Annotated in this window: 11 protein-coding genes; 2 read left to right on the top strand and 9 right to left on the bottom strand. The window is 63.0% G+C overall.

What is annotated here, in order from left to right:
* Nucleotides 1-323, top strand: a 323-nt coding sequence (locus ACZXDY_RS42895) for an integrase core domain-containing protein (protein WP_464349642.1), incomplete at its 5' end; no start/stop codon positions are given.
* 6 nt (nucleotides 324-329) lie between these two features.
* On the opposite strand, the gene ACZXDY_RS42890 is transcribed toward ACZXDY_RS42895, so the two are convergent.
* From ACZXDY_RS42890 to ACZXDY_RS42850, 9 genes are all read right to left on the bottom strand, one after another.
* A complete protein-coding gene (locus ACZXDY_RS42890) occupies nucleotides 330-2,027 on the bottom strand; it encodes an asparaginase domain-containing protein (protein WP_464349641.1) in 1,698 nt (565 codons plus the stop codon).
* Nucleotides 2,028-2,100: 73 nt separating this feature from the next.
* A complete protein-coding gene (locus tag ACZXDY_RS42885) occupies nucleotides 2,101-2,808 on the bottom strand; it encodes a cysteine hydrolase family protein (RefSeq protein ID WP_464349640.1) in 708 nt (235 codons plus the stop codon).
* A 100-nt stretch (nucleotides 2,809-2,908) separates the two neighbouring features.
* Nucleotides 2,909-3,613: an ABC transporter ATP-binding protein gene (locus tag ACZXDY_RS42880; RefSeq protein WP_464349639.1), complete on the bottom strand. Its 705-nt coding sequence runs from the start codon at nucleotides 3,611-3,613 to the stop codon at nucleotides 2,909-2,911.
* Nucleotides 3,613-4,335 (bottom strand): ATP-binding cassette domain-containing protein, encoded by a 723-nt coding sequence (locus tag ACZXDY_RS42875; protein WP_028169173.1) that lies wholly within the window; start codon nucleotides 4,333-4,335, stop codon nucleotides 3,613-3,615. Before ACZXDY_RS42875 ends, ACZXDY_RS42880 begins: the two co-directional genes overlap by 1 nt.
* Complete coding sequence (locus ACZXDY_RS42870) at nucleotides 4,332-5,375, bottom strand: branched-chain amino acid ABC transporter permease (RefSeq protein ID WP_464349638.1); 1,044 nt, start codon at nucleotides 5,373-5,375, stop codon at nucleotides 4,332-4,334. Before ACZXDY_RS42870 ends, ACZXDY_RS42875 begins: the two co-directional genes overlap by 4 nt.
* Entirely contained in the window at nucleotides 5,372-6,238 is an 867-nt protein-coding gene (locus ACZXDY_RS42865; protein ID WP_028169175.1) for an ABC transporter permease subunit, read from the bottom strand. The genes ACZXDY_RS42870 and ACZXDY_RS42865 overlap by 4 nt, the downstream gene beginning before the upstream one ends.
* Nucleotides 6,239-6,284: 46 nt before the next feature.
* On the bottom strand, nucleotides 6,285-7,502 hold the full coding sequence (locus tag ACZXDY_RS42860; RefSeq protein WP_464349637.1) for an urea ABC transporter substrate-binding protein: 1,218 nt from the start codon (nucleotides 7,500-7,502) through the stop codon (nucleotides 6,285-6,287).
* 339 nt (nucleotides 7,503-7,841) lie between these two features.
* Entirely contained in the window at nucleotides 7,842-8,465 is a 624-nt protein-coding gene (locus ACZXDY_RS42855) for a helix-turn-helix domain-containing protein (protein ID WP_464349636.1), read from the bottom strand.
* Nucleotides 8,462-8,782 carry a hypothetical protein gene (locus ACZXDY_RS42850; RefSeq protein ID WP_464349635.1) on the bottom strand — a complete coding sequence of 107 codons (321 nt, stop codon included), beginning with the start codon at nucleotides 8,780-8,782 and terminating at the stop codon, nucleotides 8,462-8,464. Before ACZXDY_RS42850 ends, ACZXDY_RS42855 begins: the two co-directional genes overlap by 4 nt.
* A gap of 226 nt (nucleotides 8,783-9,008) precedes the next feature.
* Here ACZXDY_RS42850 and ACZXDY_RS42845 point away from each other — a divergent pair, with 226 nt between their 5' ends.
* A complete protein-coding gene (locus ACZXDY_RS42845) occupies nucleotides 9,009-10,541 on the top strand; it encodes an amidase (RefSeq protein WP_028169178.1) in 1,533 nt (510 codons plus the stop codon).
* Nucleotides 10,542-10,661: the final 120 nt, after the last annotated feature.

The raw sequence follows: 10,661 nt of genomic DNA, 5'->3' as shown, positions 1-10,661 counted from the left end.
CACCGGCCTCGCCGTGGCAGAATGGAGTTGCCGAACGGTTGATCGGATCGATCCGCCGCGAGTGCTTAGATCACATCATCGTCTTTGGTGAGACGCATCTACGACGGATTTTGCGATCCTACGCACGCTATTACAACGACATCCGAGCGCACCGGTCGTTGGACAAAGACGCGCCGGTTGCCCGCCCGGTTCAGCGGACCGGAAGCATTAAATCACACGTCATTCTTGGCGGACTTCACCACCACTACGCCCGAGCTCAGGTTTTCGGTACAGACAGCTGGTGCGATCTCTCACAAAATGAGAAGTTCTCATTAAAGGAATAAGGCGCCCTAATGCGTATCGAAAATTCGTTGATACGCGCCGACGGCGTCCCTGATCGCAGCGAGTTCGGCAGCCGTCGGCTCGTCGGGATTGTTCGCCGGCGGCAGGCTGCCGAACTTCAGGAGACAGGCCATCAGAAGCATTCGCGCCTTCGTCGCTGTGAGGTTGGAGCCCGCGATGAAATAGGGGTGCGGATCGGCAAAGCCTTCGGGGCTACCGCGGCCGACGCGCACCACGGGCAGGCCGCTGTAGATCGCTTTCTGCAACGCCGCCTGCCGAACCGACGACGTCATCTTGCCGTATGGCACCGTGCCTTCGACGACGAAGCCGGCCAGGCGATTCTTCGCCAGCTTGCGCTCCACCAGTGCGACGAGATCGGTGGTGACATCGGGATCCTCGAAATACTCCTCGGCATAGAAGCCGCCATCCTTGACGATCGAGATGGAGGGAATGGCGCCCTCCAGGAGATCGCCATTGTCCTCGCGGATCCTGGTCTCGTTGCGCCTGACAATCCCGTCTGAACGCAAAGCGACCGGTACCGAGAGTGGAATCTTCGAGAGATTGACCTCCGACAGGTAGGTGTGCTTCAGCGCCGGCACGTAGTGCAGGACGGCGGCGCCGTGATAGCCCATGCCGCCGAGAATGCCGCCGTGGCCGCCGGTCGCGACATAGCCGCCCGGCCGTGCGTCGACCTTCATCACTTCGCGCGCGGCGAAGAAGCGCTGCTCCTGCAGCACGATGACGCCCGCGCGGTTGCGGCCCTGCTCATCGGCCCAGACTCGTGAGGCGATGTACTCGACGGAATCGGTGATGTTCTTCGGACCGTCATGGCTGAGCTCGCCCTGTGGCCGCTGCGCGGCATTACCGCAAATCGGAATCGTCGTGTCGATCAGAAGATTGAACCAGTAGGCGACTTCCTCGATCTGGGGACTGCCCTGCGTGTAGATCGCACCGTCATATCTGTTGCTATCGAAGATCCGGCGGGCGGCGTTGGTAAGACGCGCCAAGGCCGGCCGCGGCGGCGCTTCGCCGAGGTGATAGGGCCTGTAGGCGAAGAAATCCTTGCTGCGGGTTTCCGGCGGAATGTCGCCCTCCCCGACGTCGGTGCGCAGCGATGCCAGCAGCCCCTTGGTGTACCCCGCCGGCGGCAGCACCCGGTAGAAATCGACGTCCGCAAAGGCGGAGATCAGATTGCCGACGCCCTCCGCGCCGACGCTCAAGCGGTCGATCTCCTCGAAACTGCGTGAGCCGTCAGGATAGAACGACTGCCTCGCCTGCGACGCCGGCGCACCTGGCTCCGTGCACTCGCCTTCCCAGGCCTCGCCATCCGCCTTCCGCGCCATATAGGGCAGCGGATAGAGACCGTCCTCCGGCCTGATCTCGATTTCGAACACCGCCTTGTCCGTCGCGCTCATGCGTTCGCGACGGAAGATGCCGTTAACATCCAGATAACCGTCGGGCGGACCATAGAGCTCGGCGGCATCCGCCTCCAGCGGATGAGCGGAGAAGCATTCAACATAGACCGTGGCCGGGGCCGCCAGCCGCTGTGCCCGCAGCGCATCGAACCGCGCATCGCTGCCGTCGCGATTCGTGCGTGGCGGCAGCCCGTATTTTCTACGCGCCTTGTTCGAGGTGACGAGCGGCGGCGAGTTCTGAATGGTCGCCGTCGGCCCAGCCAGATGGGCGATCCTCGGTCGGTGTGCCATGCGCGTATTCCCCTTGCCCGGCCGCGGCTGAACACGCGGCTTTTCGACGCCGGGCTTCAGCCGGGCTCGTAAATCACTCCGCGGCCTGTCTGGAAGCTGCGGCGGTGCCGAGCACGCCAACCACTTCCCCGGTGGTCATGATGTCGGCGAACAGCGCCACCATGTTGTTCAGCGTGGCATTGTGCTCGGCGTCGGTCATCGCGGCATTGCCGTCGGCGACGAAGATGATCTTGTAGTTCATCTGCATCGCGTCGCGCGCGGTCGATTCGCAGCACACATTGGTCGCGGTCCCCGTGATGATGAGGGTGTCGATCCCGCGCTCCTGCAGGATCTCGTGCAGCTTCGAGGAGCCCGGCACGAAGGCGCCGAAGCGGGTCTTGTCGACGATCAGGTCGCTCGACTGCACGTCCAGGCCCGGCCAGAGCGCAAAGCCATGGCGGCCCCGGCTGAACGTATCGATCATCGCCCTGCGCCGCTCAGGCGAAGCGAAGTCGGTGAACCAGCTCGACCAGCTCACCAGGGTCTCGTCGTCGATCAGGTAGCGGATGAACACGTTGAGGCCGCCGGCCTCCCGCACAGCCGCGCAGATCGCATTGACGTTAGGAACGATCTCGCGCGCCACCGGCAGCTCGACCGTCGCGCCGGGCTCCATGAATCCGTTCTGCAGATCGACGATGATATGCGCCGTGCGTGCGGGATCGATATTGCCGAATATGTGCAGCCCGTCGCGATAAGCCTTGATGCGGTCCAGAATCTCGGGGGACATCTCGATCTTGTGCATGGCGACCTCTCTGTCTGTGCGCTCCGTTGCGCTGGTTGTTGTGCCGGCAATGCCGGCCTTGCCGACTTCGTGACCCGCTTGTTGCGGGTCCGAAGTGTTCCTACTCGGCGGCGACATAGGCGCCGAGCTCGCGGGTCTCCCCCAGTGCGTCGGGCGTGACCTCTCCCGTGATCGAGCCTTTTTCGATCAACAGCACCCGGCCGGAAAGACGCCTGATGAAATCGAGATTCTGTTCGACGACGATGATGCCAAGGCCCCGATGACGGTGCAGGCCGATCAGGATCTCGAGGATCTCCTCGACGATCGATGGCTGGATGCCTTCGGTCGGCTCATCCAACAGCAGCAGCTTCGGCCGCCCGCACAGGCAGCGCGCCAGCGCCAGGATCTGCTGCTCGCCGCCGGAGAGCGCGCCGCCGCTGCGATCGATGATCGAATCTAGTCGGGGAAACCGCGCCAGCACATCCTTCACGGTGTTCTCTTCGGAATGAACACCATCCTCGATGAAGCCCATCCGCAGGTTCTCGCGGGCCGTCAGATTCGGAAAGATCGCGCGGCCCTGCGGAACGAAGCCGATGCCGGCGCGGGCGCGGCGGAACGAGGACAATCTGCTGATGTCGGCGCCATCGAACCGGATCGCGCCTTTCCTGAGCGGGATCTGTCCGATCAGGGTCCGGAGCAGCGTGGTCTTGCCCATGCCGTTATGGCCGAGCACGCCGACAACCTGCCCTTCGGCCATGCTGAAGTTGATGCCAGAGAGCACGGGGATGCGGCCATAGCCGGCGTGGATGTTGTCGACCTGAAGCATCACGCGGCCACCGCCTTGCCGAGATAGACGTCGCGTACCGCCTGGCTGTTGAAGACCTCGTCGACATCGCCCTCCATCAGGATCGTGCCCTGATTGAACACGGTGATGCGCCGCGCGATGCTGCGAATGAAGGCCATGTCATGCTCGACAACGATCAGAGGGTGGTCGCGGTTGATCTCCACGATCATCTCCGCGGTGCGGCCCCGCTCCTCTTCCGTCATTCCGGCCGCCGGCTCGTCCAGCAGGATCAGGTTCGGCTCGCCGCACAGCACGATGCCGAGCTCAACGCGCTGTCGCTGGCCGTGAGCGAGCTGGCCGGTCACGCTCTCGGCGAAGCGTCCGAGCATCAGGCGCTCGATCTGCGCCTCCACCGCCTGCGCGATCGCCCGTCCCTTCCTGTGGCGCGCCGCGGCGATCCACAGATTCTCGCGCACGGAAAGACCATTGAAGACGCTGGGCACCTGCGTCTTCACGCCGATGCCGAGACGCGCAATCTCGTGCGCCTGCAAGGCGGTGATATCGGTCCCGCGGAACAGGACCGAGCCGCTGGTCGGCTTGATTTGTCCGGTCAGCAGCTTGAAGAAGGTGCTCTTGCCGGCCCCGTTTGGACCGATCAGGCAGCGCAATTCGCCTTCGGCCAGCGTGAAACCGACACCGCGGATCGCCTGCACGCCACCGAAATGCTTGACCAACCCACGGGTCTCGATCAGCGGCGCGCTCATGCCTTGCGCTCCTGCGCGACCGGCCGCGGCGAGGCTTGCGTCTGGCGCAGCGAGAGCAGCCATGGCACCAACCGTTCGGAGACCATCGGCGCGATGCCCTTCGGCACCAGCAGCACAAACACCAGGAGGATGCCCCCGAGCACGACGTTGGCGTTGATCGTCTGCTGGGTGCCGATCTTCACGGTCAGCCACGAAATGAACATGGCGCCGATCACCGGGCCGAGCAGTGTGCCCGGCCCGCCGACCATCAGCCAGATGATGATCTGCGCCGACTGCACCACGCTGAACGCGGTCGGACTGACGAAATTGCCCCAAGCCGTGAACAGGCAGCCGGCGAGGCCGGCGAGCGCGCCGCCGATCGCAAACGCGATCAGCTTGTGCAGCCGCGAATCGTAGCCAAGGAATTCGACCCGCTGCTCGTTCTCGCGCACGGCGACCAGCACTCGTCCGAACCGGGTGCGCAGAAGCGCGTGCAGGCCGAAATAGACGATCAACAGAATCGCCCCGCAAAGGATGAACATGCCCTCGGGCTCAAGCGTATTGTCCGGCTGGAACGGAACGTTGAGCGAGGGAACGTTGGGCATGCCATTGAAGCCGCCGAGCAGCGCTTCGCCGATGTGATATCGGGGGCCGGCGGTGGAATTGACGACGTTGTAGAAGATCAGCGTGACTGTCAGCGTGATGACTCCGACGTAGACGTCGCTGATGCGCCCGAAGAACATGAAATAGCCCAGCCCGGCAGCGAATGCGGCCGGCAGCGCCATCGCGATCAGGAACGGCAGAGTGCTCTCGCCGATATTGATGACGCTAACCGCATAGGCATAGGCACCGAGTCCGAAGAACACGGAGTGGCCGAAGCAGAGAATGCCGCCATACCCCCAGATGAAGGCGAGGCTCAGCGCCAGGATCGCGAAGATCACGTAGAACGTGATCTGCAGCAGCGTGTAGAGATCGAGCACGAGTGGCAGCCCGATCAACAATCCCAGGCCGATGACGCCGACGGCAACCAGGCCTCTGTTGGCGCGAATGAGATCGGTCATAGGCTGCCCCGGAAGAAGCGTCCGGTGATGCCCTGCGGCAGCAGACGAATCAGGATGATCGCCGCCACCAGAAGGGCCACCTCGCCGTAGACCGGATTGGTCGCGAAGGTCGCGAGCTGATTGATGAAGCCGAACAGCGATGATGCTGAGATCGTGCCGACCAGTGCGGCCGGCCCGCCGCCGATCACGGTGATGAAGGCGCGGCCGATATAGGATCCGCCGATACTGGGGAATACGCCCGAGATCGGCGCCAATACGCCGCCAGCCAATCCCGCAAGCGCGGCGCCGAACGCAAAGGTGACGGCGTAGATTCGCGAAGTGTCGACACCGAGCGCCGCCGCCATCTCGGCATTCTGCATCGTTCCCCGCGCGAGCAGTCCGAGCCGGCTGTTGCGCAGCACCAGATAGACGCCAACGATGGCCGCGATCGACACCGCGATCACAAACAGGCTGTAGCCACTCGCCTGATAGGAGCCGATCGTTATCCCCGGCAGCGGCGTCGGCACGCCTTCGGTGACGTCACCGAAGATCATGGTCAGGATGCCGACGACGAACAGGCTGAGCCCCCACGTCGCCAGCATGGTCTCGACCATGCGCCCGTAGAGCCGCCGCACGATCAGGTATTCGACGGCAGCGCCAATGATTGCCACGGTGACCGGCGGGATGATCAGGATGGCGATCCAGATATTGACATGATGATGCACGGCGACGGCGGCGCTGTAGCTGCCCATCACCATGAATTCCCCATGGGCGAGATTGATGATCCGCATCATGCCGAACACGATGGCAAGCCCGACGCTGATCAGCGCCAGCGTCGCAACCGCGTAGATGAAATCGATCCCGACAACGATTGCTAAGTCCAACGCAGCAGCCTCCAGGACCAAGGACACAGCTCGATGCAACCAGGCACTAGTTCACCTTGATGATGTACTGCTTCGCTTCGCGCGGATTCTTCTTCAGATCGCACACCGCGGCGGTATCTTCCGGCTTGCGCTGCGGGAATGTCTCGATCAGAACCGGCTTCTTGTCCTGCATCTTGGCGAGGTGAACGTCGAAGATGCAGTGATGGGTTTGCGGATCGAGCGTGACCTTTCCGCTCGGCGCGTCGATGCTGATGCCTGTCTCCAGGGCCTCGATCACCTTCTCGCGGTCGAGCGAGCCGGCCTTCTTGACGCCGGCCGCCCAGAGCAGCATGCCCTGGTAGCTCGCCATTGTCAGGTCGGAGATGGGCGGATAGTCGGCGCCATATTTGGCACGGAAGCGGGAGAGGAATTCCTTGTTGGCCGGGCTGTCCAGCGTCTCCAGGTAGTTGTACGCGACCACGATGCCGTTGCTCTCCTCGGGCGTGAGCACGAGTTGTTCGTTCGCGCCGGAGAAGGTCGTCGATGCGATCGGGATCTTTCCGGCGAGGCCCGCGGCGTTGAACTGGCGGTAGAAGGAGATCGGGCCGCCGCCGACCAGAATCGTCATGATCCAGTCCGGCTTGGCGGCCTGGATCTTGGAGATGGTGCTGCCGAAATTGGCTGCATCCAGCGGGAAGAACTCGGTGCCCAGCACCTCGCCGCCGCCGTCCTTGACGTACTTCTTCACCCAGTCTGAGGTGATCTGGCCGTAATTGTAATCGGCCGCGAGCGTATAGACCTTCTTGCCCCAGTTCTTCAGGCCGTGCTCGACCAGAATCTGGGTGTTGTGGGCGGGCGTCACGCCATCGATGAAGATGTTGCGGTCGCAGACGCCGCCTTCATATGGCATGTCGTAGAAGTACAGCGTCTTGTACTTGTCCAGGACCGGCCGGATCACTTCGCGCGAGGCCGAGGTGATGCCGCCATGGACCACCGCGACCTTGTGCTTGAGCGCGGCTTCCTGCGCATATTGCGCATAAAGCTGCATGTTGGTCTGGGTGTCGTAGCTGATGACCTTGATCTCGCGGCCGAGCAGCCCGCCCGCCGCATTCATTTCGCTGACCGCGAAGTTGAGGACGTCGTACATCGGCTTGCCCGAGCCTTCGAGCCCGCCGGACAGGTCGTACATGCTGGCGATCAGAATCGGATCGGCCGCGGCCGCGCTCCGAACCAGTGCGGGCGCGAAGGCGCTGGTCTTCAAGAATGTTCTGCGGTTCATACCCATCGTCCGGTCTCTCCTCTGTGCCGAGATCTTCCGATCATGTGCGTGCTGCCTCGTGGAGAAGAACAATCTCGCCGCAGGCCGATCCCACCCCGTGAACCAGCGATGCTCCAGTTCACCCGGCCGCGATGCTAGCCTCAGCTCAGAGGCCCACGCTTGTCTCGGACTGCCAAATGCTAGGTTATGGTTGCCAATCAGCCATGCACGCTTCGTTGCCCGGATCTAGCCGGTCGCGACACAGCGCAGTCTGATCGGGCAACAAGAGGGAGCGCCTGAGTGTCGGTCTCAGGCGTTGATGGCATTTCGGTGCGACCGGCACCTGCGTGCCACGGCCGCAATCAGTCAGCGTCGCACCAGGGTGTGCGGCGCGTGGCCGAACGTCTTCTTGAACGCCCGGCTGAAGTGAGAGAGATCGGTGAATCCGTAGCTCAGCGCGGCATCCGTCACGTTCCTGATGCGGCCTTCGGCGAGCGCCTTGTAGCTCGCGGAAAGACGCTGCTGCCACAGCCAACGGATCGGCGTCGTGCCTTCGGCGGCGAACAGCCGGTGCAAGGTGCGGGGCGCCAGATTCTGCGCGGACGCAATGCTGTCGATCGTCATTTCGCAGTCGTGCAGGTTGGCGATAACGTAGCGCTTGAGCCGCGCGAGCCGAGGATCATGCCGGCCTGCGTCCTCACCATCATCGGAAAATTCGGCCTGAAGCGTCGCCGCCAATATGTCGAGCGCGGAGCCGCTGACCCGCTTGGCGATCTCCTCATCGAGCGAGGCTTCGAACTCGACGAGCTGACGAACGACGCTCGCCGTCAGCGTACCCAATTTCGAATTCGATGAAATCAAACGCGCGGTAAATCGTTCCGCCTCGGGAACGCGTGATGCCATCAATGGGCGCGGGATCGAAACGATGATCTGCCGCGTCTCGCCCCCGAACTCCATCGTGAACGGCTGCGCCTGGTCGTAGATGATCATGTCTCCACTGCGAACGCGCGCCGAGCGCCGTCCTGCGCAAAGCCGACGTCGCCGCAATAGACCAGGAACAACATGAACTGATCGCGCTGATCGGCGCGGATTTCCGCGGAGCCGCGAACCACCTCGATCCGGCCGTCGGTTGCCAGCGAGGAGAGCTTGCTGACGGTAAGCGTGCCGAAGGAATGCGCCGAGATATGGCCCGAGAACGGCCCCTGTCTGGTCCGCCGATAGTCCGTGATCGAATAGTTGTGGCAGGTGGCGTAGTGCCAATGCTCAAAGGATCGGCTGGCCCCGACGATATTCTGGGCACTGAACATCGAAACTCTCCGATCGAGATCATCGTGCTCGGATATCAGAATTTCAAAGCAAGAGCCGTGCCAGCGAAGAGCATGACGAAGATTGGCGCGCCGAGGCAAGCAGGCGGCATTGCCAGCCAAGCGTGAAGAACGACACGCATGCTATCGGTGGACACACCAGAGCCAACACCTGCAACGGCGCGATTGAGATCCGTCTCTCGCGCATCCCCTATGAGAAGCAAAGCCGATGTCCTTCAAACTTCCATCGACCGAGCAATTGCGCGAAATCGGCGACAGCCTGGGCATCGACATCACCGAAGGCTACGCCAATTCAGTGATCGGCTTCATCAAGCCGTTCGGTGACGGCTACAGCCTGCTTGCGTCGCTGCCCGACGACGTTCCCGAAATCAAATATCCGCGCGGAAAATACTATCGGCCCGAGGGCGAGGAGAACAAGCACGGCGCATGGATCGCCAAGACGCACATCAAGGGTGCAGGCAGCGGCAAGCTTGCGGGCAAGAAAGTTGCCGTCAAGGACACCTATGCGTTGGCCGGCGTTCCCCTGACCAACGGCGCCTCCGTGCTGGAAGGCTACGTGCCGGAATTCGATGCGCCGGTGATCACCCGGCTGCTCGACGCCGGCGCCGAGATCGTCGGCAAGTCGGTCTGCGAATATTTCTCATTCTCGGGCGGCGCCGCGACCAGCACGTCTGGGCCCGTGCAGAATCCGCGCGCTTGGGGCCATACCCCGGGCGGTTCCTCGACCGGTTCGGGCGCGCTGGTCGCCCTCGGCGAAGTCGACATGGCGACCGGCGGCGACCAGGCCGGCTCGATCCGGATTCCGGCGTCGCTATCCGGCGTCGTCGGCCTCAAGCCGACATGGGGCCTTGTTCCCTATACCGGCATCATGGGCATGGACCCGACAATCGACCATGCCGGTCCACTGACGGCGACAGTGGCGGACAATGCGCTGTTCCTCGAAGTGATGGCCGGAGAGGACGGCTACGACTCCCGCCAGCGCGGCCTCAAGCTCGACACCTACACCAAGGCGATCGATCGCGGCGCTTCCGGCATGCGGATCGGCGTGGTGCAGGAGGGTTTCGGTCAGTTCGATTCCCATCCGGACGTCGATGCCGGTGTGCGCGCGGCCGCCAAGGTGCTGCAGGACCAGGGCGCCAGCGTCGAGCAGATCTCGGTGCCCTGGCATCTGACCGGCGTGCCGATCTGGTCGGCGATCGCGCTCGAAGGGACCTTCCATGCGATGGTCAAGAGCCCGTTGCCGCGCAATATAGAAGGCGTCTATCCGATCTCGCTGGCCGGCCGGCTCGGCTCGCTGCGCGACCGTGCCAACGAGCTGCCTGATACCGTGAAGGTCGGCATGCTGCTGGGCGCCTATACCGACAAATTCTATCAGGGCTACTTCTACTTCAAGGCGCAAAATCTGCGGCGGAGGCTACGCGCTGCGTATGACGCCGCGCTCGCGAAATACGATCTGTTGTTGATGCCGACGACGCGGATGATGGCGTCTCCGATTCCGTCGCCGGACGCGCCGATGGAAATCCTGATGCAGCATAGCTGGGAGCAGATCACCAACACGTGCCCTTTCAACATCACCCACCATCCGGCGCTCTCGATCCCGTGCGGCCTTGGAGAAGGCGGCCGCCCGATCGGGCTGATGCTGGTCGCCAAACACTGGCAGGAGTCGACGCTCTATCAGGCCGGCGCCGCCTTCGAGCGCGGTTGCAACTGGCAATCGATGGGGCCGACCGGCAAGCGCTGACCTGCAAGCCACACTCGGATCAAAGATTGAAGACCGACCGGGCCTGTGTGTACCGAAAACCTTGTCCGAGTTGATGATGTGACGGATTCGGCTAAGGTGGCGGGATGATCGGGCTTCTCT

Source organism: Bradyrhizobium sp. LeoB3 (assembly GCF_055456055.1).
This window is presented reverse-complemented; position numbering and strand designations above follow the sequence as displayed.